Annotated in this window: 13 protein-coding genes; 5 read left to right on the top strand and 8 right to left on the bottom strand. The window is 65.1% G+C overall.

Annotation, left to right across the window (positions count from 1 at the left end; genetic code table 11):
• Positions 1-50 precede the first annotated feature (50 nt).
• The 3 genes from ACT2BZ_RS05920 to ACT2BZ_RS05910 are packed head-to-tail and all read left to right on the top strand — an operon-like array spanning position 51 to position 3,543.
• Positions 51-1,586, top strand: a complete 1,536-nt coding sequence (locus tag ACT2BZ_RS05920) for a sugar ABC transporter ATP-binding protein (RefSeq protein WP_457939922.1) — start codon at positions 51-53, stop codon at positions 1,584-1,586.
• The gene (locus ACT2BZ_RS05915) at positions 1,583-2,557 is read left to right on the top strand and encodes an ABC transporter permease (RefSeq protein ID WP_457939921.1); all 975 of its coding nucleotides are present in this window, start codon (positions 1,583-1,585) and stop codon (positions 2,555-2,557) included. The genes ACT2BZ_RS05920 and ACT2BZ_RS05915 overlap by 4 nt, the downstream gene beginning before the upstream one ends.
• Complete coding sequence (locus tag ACT2BZ_RS05910; RefSeq protein WP_457939920.1) at positions 2,554-3,543, top strand: ABC transporter permease; 990 nt, start codon at positions 2,554-2,556, stop codon at positions 3,541-3,543. The genes ACT2BZ_RS05915 and ACT2BZ_RS05910 overlap by 4 nt, the downstream gene beginning before the upstream one ends.
• A 14-nt stretch (positions 3,544-3,557) precedes the next feature.
• On the opposite strand, the gene ACT2BZ_RS05905 is transcribed toward ACT2BZ_RS05910, so the two are convergent.
• The 6 genes from ACT2BZ_RS05905 to ACT2BZ_RS05880 all read right to left on the bottom strand — a co-directional run bounded on the left by ACT2BZ_RS05905 (position 3,558) and on the right by ACT2BZ_RS05880 (position 9,110).
• Positions 3,558-3,959 (bottom strand): hypothetical protein, encoded by a 402-nt coding sequence (locus ACT2BZ_RS05905; protein WP_457939919.1) that lies wholly within the window; start codon positions 3,957-3,959, stop codon positions 3,558-3,560.
• Between the two features lie 206 nt (positions 3,960-4,165).
• Positions 4,166-4,990 (bottom strand): ABC transporter permease, encoded by an 825-nt coding sequence (locus ACT2BZ_RS05900; RefSeq protein ID WP_457939918.1) that lies wholly within the window; start codon positions 4,988-4,990, stop codon positions 4,166-4,168.
• A gap of 2 nt (positions 4,991-4,992) precedes the next feature.
• Complete coding sequence (locus ACT2BZ_RS05895) at positions 4,993-5,823, bottom strand: ABC transporter permease (protein ID WP_457939917.1); 831 nt, start codon at positions 5,821-5,823, stop codon at positions 4,993-4,995.
• A gap of 15 nt (positions 5,824-5,838) precedes the next feature.
• Entirely contained in the window at positions 5,839-6,954 is a 1,116-nt protein-coding gene (locus ACT2BZ_RS05890; protein WP_457939916.1) for an ABC transporter substrate-binding protein, read from the bottom strand.
• 51 nt (positions 6,955-7,005) lie between these two features.
• The gene (locus ACT2BZ_RS05885; protein WP_457939915.1) at positions 7,006-8,097 is read right to left on the bottom strand and encodes an ABC transporter ATP-binding protein; all 1,092 of its coding nucleotides are present in this window, start codon (positions 8,095-8,097) and stop codon (positions 7,006-7,008) included.
• A 98-nt stretch (positions 8,098-8,195) separates the two neighbouring features.
• Positions 8,196-9,110, bottom strand: a complete 915-nt coding sequence (locus tag ACT2BZ_RS05880) for a LysR substrate-binding domain-containing protein (protein ID WP_457939914.1) — start codon at positions 9,108-9,110, stop codon at positions 8,196-8,198.
• Between the two features lie 133 nt (positions 9,111-9,243).
• On the opposite strand from ACT2BZ_RS05880, the gene ACT2BZ_RS05875 reads away from it, so the two are divergent.
• Together ACT2BZ_RS05875 and ACT2BZ_RS05870 are read left to right on the top strand one after the other, a co-directional pair.
• Positions 9,244-10,821, top strand: coding sequence for an amidohydrolase (locus ACT2BZ_RS05875; protein ID WP_457939913.1), 1,578 nt, complete (start codon positions 9,244-9,246; stop codon positions 10,819-10,821).
• 15 nt (positions 10,822-10,836) lie between these two features.
• Positions 10,837-11,772, top strand: a complete 936-nt coding sequence (locus ACT2BZ_RS05870; protein WP_457939912.1) for a dimethylarginine dimethylaminohydrolase family protein — start codon at positions 10,837-10,839, stop codon at positions 11,770-11,772.
• A gap of 28 nt (positions 11,773-11,800) precedes the next feature.
• Here the strand turns inward: ACT2BZ_RS05870 and ACT2BZ_RS05865 are convergent, their stop codons facing one another.
• Together ACT2BZ_RS05865 and ACT2BZ_RS05860 are read right to left on the bottom strand one after the other, a co-directional pair.
• Complete coding sequence (locus ACT2BZ_RS05865) at positions 11,801-12,589, bottom strand: heme ABC transporter ATP-binding protein (RefSeq protein WP_457939911.1); 789 nt, start codon at positions 12,587-12,589, stop codon at positions 11,801-11,803.
• A gap of 10 nt (positions 12,590-12,599) precedes the next feature.
• Positions 12,600-13,700, bottom strand: a complete 1,101-nt coding sequence (locus tag ACT2BZ_RS05860; protein WP_457939910.1) for a FecCD family ABC transporter permease — start codon at positions 13,698-13,700, stop codon at positions 12,600-12,602.
• Position 13,701 lies beyond the last annotated feature (1 nt).

The following is a 13,701-nucleotide window of genomic DNA, read 5'->3' as shown; positions in this document are numbered from 1 at the left end:
AAAGCCGCCGCCCCCTTTCTTCCCGCCACAACAGTGCATAGCCTTCGCCCATGACAAGCAGCCCGCTCCTCGACGCCACCGGCGTCGCGAAGAACTATGGCGCGGTCGCCGCGCTGCGTAACGCCTCGCTGTCGGTCCTGCCGGGCGAGGTGCATGCGCTGATGGGCGCCAATGGCGCCGGCAAGTCCACGCTCGTCAAGATTCTCACCGGCGCCGTGCCTGCCGATTCCGGCAGTATCCTGATCCGCGGACAGTCGCATGATATCCGTTCGCCGGCGCAAGCTCGCCGCGCCGGCCTGGTATCGGTCTACCAGGAACCGGTTCTGATACCCGATCTGGACGTGGCGTCGAATCTGCGCCTGACGCGAACCCCGCTGGAGCCGTTCCGCCAGTGGGTCCGCGAGCTTGGCGTGCCTGACCTCGATATTTATGCGACCGCGCGCGACATTCCGCTCGCCATTCAGCGGGTGCTCGACCTGGCACGTGCGCTCGCCATCGAGCCCGATGTGCTCCTGCTCGACGAGATGACGGCGGCGCTGCCCGCGGACCTTGCCGAGAAGGTGCTCGACGTTGTGCGCCGCCAGAGCAAGGCCGGTCGCTCCGTGATCTTCATATCGCACCGCTTTCTTGAGATCGCGGCTCTCTGCGACCGTGCCACCGTGCTGCGCGACGGCGAGACGGTCGGCGTCGTCGCCATCGAGCCGGGCGTCGAGGAGCGTATCGTCGAGCTGATGCTGGGCGCAAAGATGGAGAAGGCGCGCGCGGCCTCACTCCCCAACGGCGACGCCCTCCCGGCCGGTTTGCAGGCGCGGCTCGGCCTGCGCAACCTGCGCGTCGGCACCAGGCTGCAGGACGTCTCGTTCGACCTTCACAATGGCGAGGTTCTCGGCGTCGTGGCGCTCGAAGGCCAGGGGCAGGACCAGCTGTTCGGCGCGCTTTCGGGCTCGATACGCCCGTCCGGCGGCACCATCGAGGTGGACGGCCGACCCGTCGAGTTCTCGCATCCCGCCGATGCCGTCAGGGAGGGCATCGCCTATGTGCCCGGCGACCGGTCGGAGGCGCTCCTGATGCAGCAATCCGTGCAGCACAACATCGCCCTGCCGTTCAGCGCCAGCCTGCGCAACTGGGGCCCTATCGACATGCGCAAGGAACGCCAGCTGGTCGGCAGCGCGATCGAGCGGCTGCAGATCGACACCCGTGCGCAAAGGGAGGTGCAACGGCTTTCGGGCGGCAACCAGCAGAAGGTCACGATCGCGCGTTGGATCGCCGCCGATGCGCGGACCATCCTATGCTTTGATCCGACGCGCGGCATCGACGTACGCACGAAGAAGGAAATCTACCGGCTGCTGCGCGAGCTGGCGGAGCAGGGCAAGTCCGTCCTGTTCTACACCTCGGAACTTGAGGAGGTGCAGTTCGTCTGCGACCGCGCGGTCGTCATCTTTGGCGGACGCGTGGTCGACATCTTCCCCGCATCCGTTGCCGACGAAGCGACCCTTACGCGCGCCTCCTATGGGCTGCCGCGCGACGAAAAACGGGATATTGCACCCACAGGTGGCGAGGCCTCCGGCCAGGTGGATGCAACATGATGGCCTTTTTCCGCGGCAAGGGCTGGGTCACCGGACTTTTCGTGCTGCTGGCGCTGCTGTTCGTTTTTACCCGGGTGATTCAGCCCAACTATGGCGCCAATGATTTCGGCTCGCTGGTCCGCGCCGTCTTGCCCTTCGCGTTTGCCGTTGCCGCCCAGACGGTCGTGGTCATCGCTGGTGGGATCGACCTGTCGGTCGCTTCGATGATGGCGCTGACCAGCGTCATCGCGGCGGCGATGATGGACGGAGCGTCTGAAGAATTCGCGCTGCTCGTCGTGCCCTTCGTCCTCCTGGTCGGGTTCGCGCTGGGCGCCCTGAACGGCATCCTGATCGTCGTTACCCGGGTTCCCGACATCGTCGTGACGCTTGCCATGCTCTTCGTACTGCAGGGCGCCGCGCTGCTTGTGCTCGGCGCACCGGGCGGCTCTGCCGCGGAATGGCTGAAGGAACTGGTCGTCGGAACGGTCGGAGTGCCGGGCGTTCCCGAGGCAGTGACCGACTGGATACCGAAAGGCCTCGTTCTGCTCCTCGTCTGCCTTGGTGTCGTCTGGATACCGCTGCGACGCTCCTGGCTCGGGCTCTCGATCTATGCCATCGGTTCGAACCAGCTCGCCGCCTTCCGCAGCGGCGTTCCCGTCGCGCGCACCCGCGTCGTCGCCTATGCGATTGCCGGCCTGTTCGGCGCCATGGGGGGACTGACCCTGACGATGAGCACGGGAATTGGCGCGCCGATCCCCGGGCCTTATCTGCTGGCAAGCGTTGCTTCCGTCGTGCTCGGGGGCGTGGTGCTGGGCGGCGGACGCGGGGGGCTGGTAGGACCGATCGTAGCGGTCTTCCTGCTGCGACTTGTGCGCACCGACCTGACGCTTCTCGCCATCGATCCCAATGTCGCGGCGATCGTGGAAGGCACGATCATGGTCGTGGTCGTCATGCTTGGCGCTTTCCTGGCCATGAGGGGGAGGACGCAATGAGCCTGGGCGCGACATCGACAACAGCGCAGGTGCCGCTCCGCCGGCGCATCAAGCGCTTCATGAGTGACCGACCGCTCGTGCCCCTGCTGATCCTGCTCGTCTTGCTGGTACTGGTGCTGCAAATCCTGCGCCCCGGCATCATCAACGAGCGCTGGATCGCCAACACCATCAAATTTGCCATTCCGCTGGCACTCCTGGCCGGCTGCCAGACCATGACGATGCTGACGGGCGGCATCGATCTTTCCGTCGGCACCGTCGCCACGATGAGCGCCTTCATCATGGCGACTCAGGTCATCAATCACGACCCTGCTGTCGCCATACTGATCTGCATGATCCCGGCCGTGCTGATCGGCCTGGCGAACGGCATCGGCGTCGGCGTCTTTCGGGTGCACCCTCTGATCATGACGCTCGGCACCAGTCTGATCGGCATAGGCTGCCTGCAGGTCTACCAGCGCACCGTCATCGCGACGGGGACCAAGGTGCCGGATTTCCTCGGCTGGCTCGGAACCGGGCTGACCTATGGCGTCCCCAACGCGCTGCTGCTCTTCCTGCCTGTCGCCGCTCTGATCATCTTCACGCTGCGCCGCACCGGATTCGGCAGGCTGCTCTATGCGGTCGGCGACAACGAGAAGGCTGCGCGTCTCTCGGGCGTCGTCTACTGGAAGGTGATCATTGCGCTCTACATCATTTCGAGCGTCCTCGCGGGTATCGTCGGGCTGCTCTACGTCGGCCTGATCAAGGCGCCATCGCTCTCCCTCGTCGAACCGCTGGTGCTGCCCTCGGTCGCTGCGGCCGTCATTGGCGGCACCTCCATCTTCGGCGGGCGGGGCGGCTACACCGGAACGATACTCGGAGCGCTGATCCTGACGGTGCTGACCACGTTGCTTACGGTGCTGCAAATGCCGGAGGGCGCTCGCCGTATCCTGTTCGGGCTGATCATCCTGCTCGTCACGGCGGCCTACCTTCGCATCATCGAGGATCGCTAGGACGACCTGAAAGGCTATTCGCCGATGCGCGCGGTACCCGATGCGCCATCGTCGCGAAGCCAGGCAATCTTGCCTTGGCCGAGCAGCTTGATCTTGAAGCAGAATTGGCGGCCCTTGTACCAGGTCGGCCATTGCTGACAGAGCGCGTCGTTCTCGACCCACCAGCGGCCCTCTTCCTTCGGTGCGAACATGCGGGCAGCCGAGATCCCGGAAATGTCACCCACCACCACGCCGTCATTGCGGTAGCGCAAAGGCAGGGAGATACCGAGCGGCGTGTTGAGCCGCACCAGTTCGCCGCCGATCAGCTTCCTGATGCCTGAGCCGGCAAGTTCCTCGGCGATCGCGGCGCGTGAGATCACGCAGAGTGCTGCCAGGAATACGACGGCGAGGCATCTCGGTGCGGTAACGGACGACATGATGGCTCTCCATCTTCAGCTTAAACCACGCACCGACCGCTCACCTGCGTCGCAGTAGGCGCTAGCGGGATTTACGGTCGGCCGCGGGAAACGGATCATACCTAGCACGCGAGGCAGTGTTGGGCGGCTGAAGCTGGGACGGGGAGCGGAACCCGGTTATGCCTGGGAGAACCGATAGCCGTGCGCGGCGGGACATGCCCGCGCGATCATATCGAAGCGTTCGCGTTGCGGTTCCGGCTGCGCGCCTGCACGAAGCTGCGGATGGCTAGGACTGCCACCGTCACGATGATCAGGATGACGGAGAGCGCCGCGATGGCGGGATTGATGTTGTCGCGCAGGCCCATCCACATCAGGCGAGGCAGAGTGATGGCATTGACGCTGGTGATGAAGAGCGTCACGCCGATCTCCTCCCAGGACAGGATGAACGACAGCAGTGCTGCGGTGACGATGCCGAACTTGATGTTGGGGATGATGACCTGCGTGGCGCGCTCCCAGGTGCTCGCCCCGAGCCCGCGTGCGGCGAGGTCGATGCGGCGGTCGACCTGGCTCAGCGCCACGAGGATCAGCACTGTCGCGAACGGAACGGTCATCACCGAATGCGCCATGGCGACGCCGAGCCAGGTGTCGTAGCCGAACAGCGAACCGGCGCTCGAGAGCGAAGTGAGCAGGAAATAGAGCGTAATGGCAGAGACGACCGGCGGGACCACCATGGGCAGCAGGACGAAGCCGACAAGGAGCGCGGTGAAACGCGGCTGGAACATCCACACCCCGAGCGAAAAGCATAGTGCCAGCAGGGTGGAGAACAGGCTGCTCACGACGCCGATGCGTATGGAGAGCAGGATGCTGTCCAGCCAGCGCGGATCCTCGATCAGCGCGCGGTAGTGCCGGAGGGACAGTTCGCCGGAGGGCATGGCCAGCATGCGCGATGGCGTAAACGACACGGGCACGACGGCCAGAAGCGGCATCAGCAGGAATAGCGCGACAAGCGCTGCGACGATCAGTGACACTGGGCCCGGGCGGTATGTCGGCATGGCTAGACCATCTGCCTTGGCCGCACGTAGCGGAACAGCAGCGCCATCAGGGCCGCGACGAAGAGCAACAGGACCACGCTGATCGCGGCGCCGAGACCCCAGTCGGGGCTCTGGAAAATGCGCAGGTAGACAAGTTCGGCGACCATGACGCTGCGCCCACCGCCGAGAATTGCCGGCGTCACGAAGAAGCCGAGCGCGAAGACGAAGACGATCAGCGCCGCGCCGATGATGCCGGAGGCGGTCATCGGGACGAAGACGGTCCAGAAGGTGCGTGTCCGGCTGGCGCCGAGGCCGCGCGCTGCTAGCAGTACGCGGTCGTCCAGGCTGCGCATTGCCGATGCGAGGGGAAAGACGGCAAAGGGAATGAGGAAGTGCGTCATGCCGACGATGACGCCGAATTCGTTGCGAACCAGCGCCAGCGGTTCCGACGTGACGCCGATCGCCTGAAGCCAGGTGTTGATGAGCCCGCGGTTGGAAAGCAGCGCGACCCAGCCGAAAGCCCGGGTCAGCACCGAAATCCAGAACGGCACAAGGATGCAGAATTCGGCCAGCATGCGCTGGGTAGGGGTGCCGCGCACCCATACGAAGGTGATGGCATAGGCGCAGATGACGGAGGCGGCCGTCACAACGGCGCAAATGCGCAGCGTACGGATGAAGACCGACTGCACCAGTGGATCAGTGAGAAGCACGCCGTACTGCCCGAGGCCAGGCTCGGGCAGCGTGAAGCTCCATTTGACGACACCGAGGAACGGCCAGGCATAGGACAAGGCAAGAAACAGGAGCAGCGGCGCCATGAGAAGCGCCGCGCCCGTCCTGTTCGACAAATGTCGCATCAATCCCCGGCCTGATCAGGCCGAGATGATCTTGGTGTACTCGTCGAGCGCTGCGCCGTAGTTGGCGGCGTACCAGTCCATGTCGAGCGGCACCTGCTTTGCCATGTTCGCCGGGTCGACGGGGTTGATCCGCCGCTGGTCTTCCGGGATCAGCGCGTCGGCCGCCGGGTTGGCCGGGCCCTGACCGAGCTTTTCGAACATGACCAGTTCCTTCTCCGGATCCTGCGTGCTGGCGATGAACTTCATCGCCGCTTCCTTGCCGCCAGGATTACCCTTGAGAACGGCCAGCGCTCCGGGGGAGATCAGGCCCTGGTCCCAGATGAACTTGATGCGGCCGCCCGAATCCTGCTCGATGAGCGAGGCGCGTGTCGACCAGACGATGGCCATCGAGGCTTCGCCGTCGAGCAGAATGCTCTGGCTCTCCGCGCCGCCGCCCCAATAGGCCACAATGTTTTCCTTGAAGGCAGCGATCTTGTCGTGCGCGCGCTTGAGGTCGAGCGGATAGAGTTCGGCCGGAGCGATGCCGTCTGCGAGCAGTGCTGCTTCCCAGCTCGACACGCCCCACTTGTAGAGCGAGCGCTTGCCAGGAAACTTTGCGACGTCGAAGAAGTCGGCCATGCCGGTCGGTGCCATGTCGCCGAATTTCTCGGAATCATAGGCGATGACGTAAGAGAAGAAGTAGGTCGAGGCGGCGTATTCCCAGCCGAAGCCCGGCCGCATCTTCGACTTGTCGACGACAGTGTAGTCGATCGGCTCGAGCATGCCCTGCTCGCCGAGCGTGATCGCCGAGAACGGATCGACGTCCACCAAGTCCCAGGTCGGGCTGCCGCTCTTGAACTGCGCGGCGATGGCCCCTTCCGTCGGGCCCGAACCGTCCATCTTGACGACGATGCCGGTGTCCTTCGTGAACGCCTGCCCATAGGCCGCGTCGTAGGCGGTGATGGCGTCACCGCCCCAGTTCACCAGCACAAGGTCCTTGCTCTGCGCAAAGGCGCCCGACGAACGCAGCAGCGCCGGCGTACCGGCCAGGACCATTGCCGCGAGTTGCGTGAACTGGCGGCGCGAGATCTCGCCGCGCACGGTTCTGGCTGAAAGTGATTGAATTGCCTGCTTCTTGATGGCGCTTGTCATGTCAGTTCCCCATTCTTGGTTGTTGTTGATCTTCAATTCATACCGCCTGCGTCATCGACCTCCGGCCGGCAGCAGGATGCCCTTGTCAGAGGGCCAGGTCAGCCAGACGGCATTGCCGCCGTTCAGCGCAGAGGCCGCGACCTCGTTGGGCACGGAAACGGTGACTTTCGCGCCGTGCTGCGTCTCGAGATCCAGCTTGGTCGCGGCTCCGAGATAGGTGGATGCCGTTGCCGTTGCTGCTATGCCGTTCTGTTGCGGCGAGGCTTCGCGTGCGATCGACATATACTCGGGACGGACCGCCAGCAGCGCGTCGCCAGATACGCCGCTGCCGGCGCCGATCCTGACCGTGCGATCCTCGCAGACACCGACCATCGAGCCGTTCTCCTGACGCACGCCTGTCAGCGGGAGCATGTTGATCTCGCCCAGGAACTCGGCAACGAAGCGGTTGGCCGGGCGATCGTAAACCTCCTCCGGCGCGCCGACCTGAAGCAGCTTGCCGTGGTTGAAGATGGCGATGCGCGACGACAGGGCGAGCGCCTCGCTCTGGTCGTGCGTCACGAAGACGAAGGTCGTCCCGGTTTCCTCGTGCAGGCGCTTCATCTCGGCCTGCATCTGGCCGCGCAAGCCCTTGTCGAGGGCGGAAAAGGGTTCGTCGAGCAGGAGCACTCCCGGCTCGAACACCAGGGCGCGGGCCAGCGCCACGCGCTGCTGCTGGCCGCCCGACAATTGCGACGGCAGCTTGCGTTCGTGGCCCTTCAGGCCTACCCGCTCGATCATCTCTCCGACCCGCTGGCGGATATCGGCTGCCGAACGCTTGCGGACCTTCAGGGGGAAGGCGATGTTGGCTTCGACAGTCATGTGCGGGAACAGGGCATAGCCCTGGAACACCATGCCGGAAGAGCGCAGTTCGGCAGGTTGCCTGGTGATGTCGACGCCGTCGCTCAGCAGGCGACCGTCGCTTGGCGGCAGAAAGCCGGCGAGGATCATCAGGAAGGTCGTCTTGCCCGAACCCGAGGGGCCGAGCAGGGTCAGGAATTCACCGCGCCCGATATCGAGCGTCAGGTCGTCGAGCGCGCGGAAAGAGCCGAAGCTCTTGCCGATCCCGATTGCCTTGATCTCTGCGGCCCGTCTAGGCTGATGCATTCGGTCATCCCTGACTGTTCCGGCAAAATCGTAGGCACGGTTTTGATGCACCGCAACCGAATAGTTTTCGCCGTATCGGCAAATTTCATTCACCCCAGCTACTGCCGGCTGTAGGCTTTGCGGGAACTGGCTTCGTATTCGCCAAGCCGGGATTTCAGCCAGCCGCCGAACGCCGAGACGATGGGGTGGTCGGCCTTGGCACGTTCGGAGACGAGGAAGTAGGAACGCGGCGACTTGATCGCGATGTCGAAGGGCCGCACGAGCCGTCCTTCGTCCAGCGCCTTGCGGCTTGTCAGTTCGTCCCCCATGGCGATGCCCTGCCCGGCAATGGCCGAGGAGAAGACAAGGTTCATGTCGGAAAAGACGATGCCGCATTCAGGGTCGGGGTTCTCTACGCCGGTTGCCGCGAACCAGCGCGACCAGTCCTCGAAGTCGCCGAGATGGAGCAGGTTACTGCGCAGCAGGTCCCTAGGCCGGGCGAGGCCGCCGAGCTTGTTGAGCAGGCTCGGGCTGCAGAGCGGCGTGAATTCGATGTCGCACAGCAGTTCCACCGCATGGTTCGGCCAATTGCCGATGCCGAAGGAAATGAAGACGTCCACGTCGGGTTGCGAGACGTCGTCCAACCGGCGTGGCGTGACGATCCTGAGCGAGACCCCAGGATAGAGTTCCTGGAAGCCGGCGATGTGGGTGCTCAGCCAGAGCGAGGCAAAACCCGGCGTGCAACTGACGCTGAACGACCCGCCGATGCCCTTGCTGTCCTGCTTGTCGCCGGCATCGCTGAGCATGGCCAGTGCCTTGCGTACGTCGTGGGCGTAACGCCGCCCGCGCGCCGTCAGCGTTATGCCCTTGCCTACCCGCTGCAACATGTCGAACCCGAGATCGCGCTCGAGAAGGCGCAACTGGTGGCTGACCGCGCTGCGCGTGAGGTGCAGTTCGTCGGCGGCCCGCCAGACGCTGCCGTGGCGGGCAAAACTGTCCAATGCGCGCAGCGCCTGGGTCGATGGAATTCGCAAGGCACGTCCTTTGAGGTGAACCAAATTTGCCTGAAGGACGAAAACATATCACTTTTTGCGCCGGCCATTCACTGCTTTCCTTGCGATGTCCCGGCCTATCGGCGTTCGGGATCTGCAAGCGAGGAGAATTCGGTTGGCGACCCCGGCTCAGACAAGCGCGCTTGCCTTCGTCGAACAGGCCCGGCCGCAACTATCCGCGGCGACGCGGACCATTTTCGACTTTGGCGAGACGGCATGGCGCGAGTACCAGTCGGCCGCCTGGTATGTCGACTTGCTGAAACGCGAGGGCTTTTCCGTCGAGACCGGGTCAGGCGGCATGCCGACCGCGTTCTGCGCGCATTGGACCAACGGCGCCGGCTCGACCGTTGGCATGTATGCCGAGTATGACGCGGTGCCCGGCAACTGCCAGGATGCCGCCACCGTCAGGCGGCCGCGCCCGGGTCTCAATCACCATGCCGGCGGACATACCGACCCGCATTCCGGGCTCGGCATTGCCAGCCTCGGTGGCCTGCTCGCCACCAAGGCGGCGATGCAGCAACACGGAATCAAGGGTACGCTGCGCTTTACCGGCGAGCCGGCGGAGAAGGTGCGCGGCTCCAAGCCCATCCACGCGGCCAAGGGCTACTATGACGGTCTCGACGGGATGATCTCGTTCCATCCCTTCTACATGCTGCCGCTCTGCAATACGGCGCGCTGGGATACCCATTGTGGTGCCGCCTACGCGATGATCTACCGCTTCGTCTGCGATCAAGCCGAAAGCTGGGGCGCCGGCGATGGTGCGCCCATCCCGCAGTCGCATTCGGATGTGCGGGCGCCTGGCGCCAACGACGCGCTGATGATGATGTACATGGCCTCCAAGGCGCTGCGCGATTCCATGCTGCCGCATCGCGGCGGCTGGTCCATCAGCGAGGCAATCCTCACCGCGGGCCAGGCGACCGCCGACAATCTGCCGGCGGATATCGCAGAGGTCCAGTACATGATCCGCGTGCCGACCGTGGCAATGGCCGAGCAGGTCACCGCTGTTCTCGACAGGAATGCCGAGGCGGCCGCCGCCATGAGCGGCTGCCGGTTCGAGCGGCACTGGGTATCGAAGTCGCGGCCCGGACTGGCCAACCATGCCATGGCACGCATCGCCTACCAGTCGCTCGAAACTGTCGGCGCGCCGCGCTGGGGCGACGCAGCCAAGGCAGTGGCGCGCGAGATTCAGCGCAATGTCGGCATCGAGCCGATGGCCGACCCGTTTCTCGCCGAGTGCGAAAAACTGATCGAGCCCGAGGCCGCCGAAGAAATCCTGCGCCGCGACTTGCCGCCCTCCCAGCTCAATTCGACATCCGACGATTACACCGACATGAGCTGGCATGCGCCGACGGCGCGCGTCTATGTCGCGCGACCGGCACTCAAGGCGCCCGCTGGCTTCGCCTACCCCTCATGGGTGATGAACGCGCTCGGCGGCATTGCCGAAACGATCGACCCGATGGTGGTCTGCGCATCCAAGACTGTCGCGCTCTCGGCGCTCAGGTTGCTCGAGGATAAGGCGGCGCGCGATGACGCCCGGCGCGAATTCGTCGAGCGCACCGGTGGCGGAATCGGCGGCGAGCGCTGGCTGGCGCCGCTTTGCGACTACGAGCCGCCAATCCATTTCCGCTGGCCCGAATATGTCACCACGAGCAGAGGCCGCGAGTGGTGGATACCGACTTTTCCCAATGCATGATCAGAGGAGACCGACATGACACGGCATGAGATGATCAGTACCGGCGAACCCTTCACCCTGCAGCGTCGCAACAAGGCCGGCGGCACCGCGCCGCTGGCCGGTTGGGGCTTTGCGAACGAAACCGATCCGCTTACCGACGTGCTGCTTGGCTCGCCGGCCTACCTGCGCCATCTGGCGACCAGCTCGCTGTCGCGCAAGCACTTGCGCGAGGCGCCGTGCAACATCCAGACAGCGCAGGCCCAGCACAAGGATCTGGTCGCCGCCTACGAGAATTTCGGCGTCAGGATCCACTGGCACGAACCCGAGCCGGAGCTGCCGATGCAGGTCTACTCGCGCGACTCCAGCGTGATGACGCCCTATGGCGCGATCATCACGGCGATGGCCAACTGGTGGCGGCGCGGCGAGAACTACGCGGCGATCCGAACCTACGAAAAGCTCGGCATCCCGATCTACGACATGGTGACCGCCGGCACTTTCGAGGGTGGCGACTTCAACGTCATCGAGGAAGGCTGCGTGCTCATCGGCTGCGGCGGCGCCCGCACGCAGGAAGAGGGCGCTCGCCAGGTTCAGGCATGGTTCGACAAGGAAGGCTGGGAGACGCGGCTCGCCTTCATCGACGAGTACTATGTCCATATCGACCTGATGGTGGTGCCGATCGCCGAGAAACTGACCGCGGTCTGCCTTGCCTGTACGGAGCCCGGCATCGTCGACTGGCTGAAGGGCAAGGGCCACGAAATCATCGACGTACCCTTCCAGGACACGATGGCCCTTGGCTGCAACTTCATGTCGCTCGGAAAGGACCGCGTCATCGCGCCGACCGTCTCGAGGACGCTGATCGAGAAGCTTAAGGCGCTCGGCTTCGATGTCGCGGCCGTCGACATGAGCGAGATCTCCAAGACGGGCGGCGGCATCCATTGCATGGCGCAGGCGCTGAAGCGCTCGCCGGCCTGACGGCGATTGCCGTCGGGGCGGCCGGCTCTCAGCCGGCCGCCTGCGGCAGCAGGAACGGCATGCCTGCTGGCGGCAGGGTGTCGACCCTCAAGGCGCAGTCGAAGACATCCGAGACAAGGCGATCGGTAAGCACCGCTCGCGGCGTGCCCGCCGCGGCCAGCCGCCCGCGCTGCATGACGGCGACTCTGTCGGCGAACATCGCCGTCAGGTTGAGGTCGTGCAGAATGGCGACCACACCGCCACCCTCATGCGCAAAGTCGCGGGCAATGTTCATGATGATCAGCTGGTGCTTGATGTCGAGGCTCGAGATCGGCTCGTCGAGCAAGAGGTAGCGCGGAACGCCGTCCAGAACGGGCAGCCAGACCTGGCACAACACCCGGGCCAGTTGCACGCGCTGCTGTTCGCCGCCCGAAAGCTCCTGGTAGAGGCGCCCAGCGAAGCCACCGAGGTCGACGCGCGCCAGCGCCTTTTCGGGCAGGTCATCGCTGCTGGCGGACGTTGCGCGGGAGCGGCCGCCGAGGACGCCGAGCCTCACGATCTCGCGCACCGTGTAGGGGAAGGAGAGGGCGGTCGCCTGCGGCAGCACCGCGCGTACCGATGCGGCCTCCCACGACTTCATGGCGGCGATATCGCGGCCGTTGATTGTGATCGTGCCGGTGCAGGCAAGCTCGCCCGAAAGGGCTCGCAAGAAGGTCGTCTTGCCCGAACCGTTCGGGCCGACGATCGCCGCAAACTCGCCGGGCGCCACGGCAAAATCGATGTCGGCGACGATAGGCTTGCGACCGATGGATACGGATACGTTGCTGGCTTCGATCATCGGCTTGGCCTTACAGGTCCAGAACGCCGCGCTTGCGCAGCAGGATCCACAGGAAGAACGGTGCTCCGGCGGCGGCCGTGACAATGCCGATCGGCAGCTCGGCAGGCGCGACGATGGTGCGGCTGACCGCGTCGGCAAGCAGCAGGAGGCTGGCGCCAAGAAGGGCCGAGGCCGGCAGCAGGAACCGGTTGTCGGGACCGATCACCAGCCGGAGCAGATGCGGCACAACGATGCCGACGAAGCCGATACCGCCGCTGACGGCGACCGATGCGCCGGTGGCGGCGGCGACGGCAATGATGGCGACATATTTGAGCCGCTGTACCGGGATGCCGAGATGGCTTGCCGTCGCCTCGCCCAGCGCTAGCGCGTTCAGCCCCCGCGCGAGGAAGGGCGTCGCAGCGAGGGCGAGCAGCATGATCGGCGCGACGGCGCCGATCTTCTGCCAGGTCGCCCCTGACAATGAGCCGAGCGACCAGAAGGTCAGGTCGCGCAGTTGCCGGTCGTCGGCGGTGAAGATCAGAAGGCCGGTAAAGGCCATTGCCATGGCAGCCAGCGCGATGCCGGCAAGCAGCATGGTGGCGACCGAGGTCCGGCCCTGTCTCGTCGAGATGCGGTAGAGCAGCAGTGTCGTTGCGAGGCCGCCGAAAAATGCCGCGATCGGCAGGGCAAAGCTGCCGAAGACCAGGATGACGGGTGCCAGGACAGTTGCGCCGAGCACGATGACCGCCACCGCGGCGAGGCTCGACCCGGCCGAGATGCCGATCAGCCCGGGATCGGCGAGCGGGTTGCGGAAGAGGCCCTGCATGACTGCTCCCGATACGGCGAGCGACGCGCCCACCAGGACGCCGAGCATCACGCGCGGCAGCCGGATATCGATCATGATGACGCGGTCGCGCATGGATAGCGTGCTGTCGAAAGATGGGGACGCAGCGTCGAGCAGGAATCGCCAGCCGGAGGCGTCCGATGCGCCGGAGTCGAGGCTGAACAGGACGGTCAGTGCCAGGGCCAGGACAAGCCCCGCGATGACCAGCCTGGCAAGAGCCGTCCGATCCCCGTCGAGCGAGGCACGCCGTCGCCGGCCGATCACGCCGTCCATGATGTCGTATGCCATG

This window comes from Mesorhizobium sp. 10J20-29, assembly GCF_054130485.1.
Note: the sequence above shows the minus strand (reverse complement) of the source record. Positions and strands in the feature narration are given on the sequence as shown.

What these genes read in the sequence shown, in the direction of transcription:
- ACT2BZ_RS05865 (WP_457939911.1), bottom strand. Translation starts at nt 12,589, where the DNA reads ATGATCGAAGCCAGCAACGTATCCGTATCCATCGGTCGCAAGCCTATC.
- ACT2BZ_RS05885 (WP_457939915.1), bottom strand. Translation starts at nt 8,097, where the DNA reads ATGCATCAGCCTAGACGGGCCGCAGAGATCAAGGCAATCGGGATCGGC.
- ACT2BZ_RS05905 (WP_457939919.1), bottom strand. Translation starts at nt 3,959, where the DNA reads ATGTCGTCCGTTACCGCACCGAGATGCCTCGCCGTCGTATTCCTGGCA.
- ACT2BZ_RS05890 (WP_457939916.1), bottom strand. Translation starts at nt 6,954, where the DNA reads ATGACAAGCGCCATCAAGAAGCAGGCAATTCAATCACTTTCAGCCAGA.
- ACT2BZ_RS05860 (WP_457939910.1), bottom strand. Translation starts at nt 13,700, where the DNA reads ATGGCATACGACATCATGGACGGCGTGATCGGCCGGCGACGGCGTGCC.
- ACT2BZ_RS05920 (WP_457939922.1), top strand. Translation starts at nt 51, where the DNA reads ATGACAAGCAGCCCGCTCCTCGACGCCACCGGCGTCGCGAAGAACTAT.
- ACT2BZ_RS05900 (WP_457939918.1), bottom strand. Translation starts at nt 4,990, where the DNA reads ATGCCGACATACCGCCCGGGCCCAGTGTCACTGATCGTCGCAGCGCTT.
- ACT2BZ_RS05915 (WP_457939921.1), top strand. Translation starts at nt 1,583, where the DNA reads ATGATGGCCTTTTTCCGCGGCAAGGGCTGGGTCACCGGACTTTTCGTG.
- ACT2BZ_RS05910 (WP_457939920.1), top strand. Translation starts at nt 2,554, where the DNA reads ATGAGCCTGGGCGCGACATCGACAACAGCGCAGGTGCCGCTCCGCCGG.
- ACT2BZ_RS05870 (WP_457939912.1), top strand. Translation starts at nt 10,837, where the DNA reads ATGACACGGCATGAGATGATCAGTACCGGCGAACCCTTCACCCTGCAG.
- ACT2BZ_RS05895 (WP_457939917.1), bottom strand. Translation starts at nt 5,823, where the DNA reads ATGCGACATTTGTCGAACAGGACGGGCGCGGCGCTTCTCATGGCGCCG.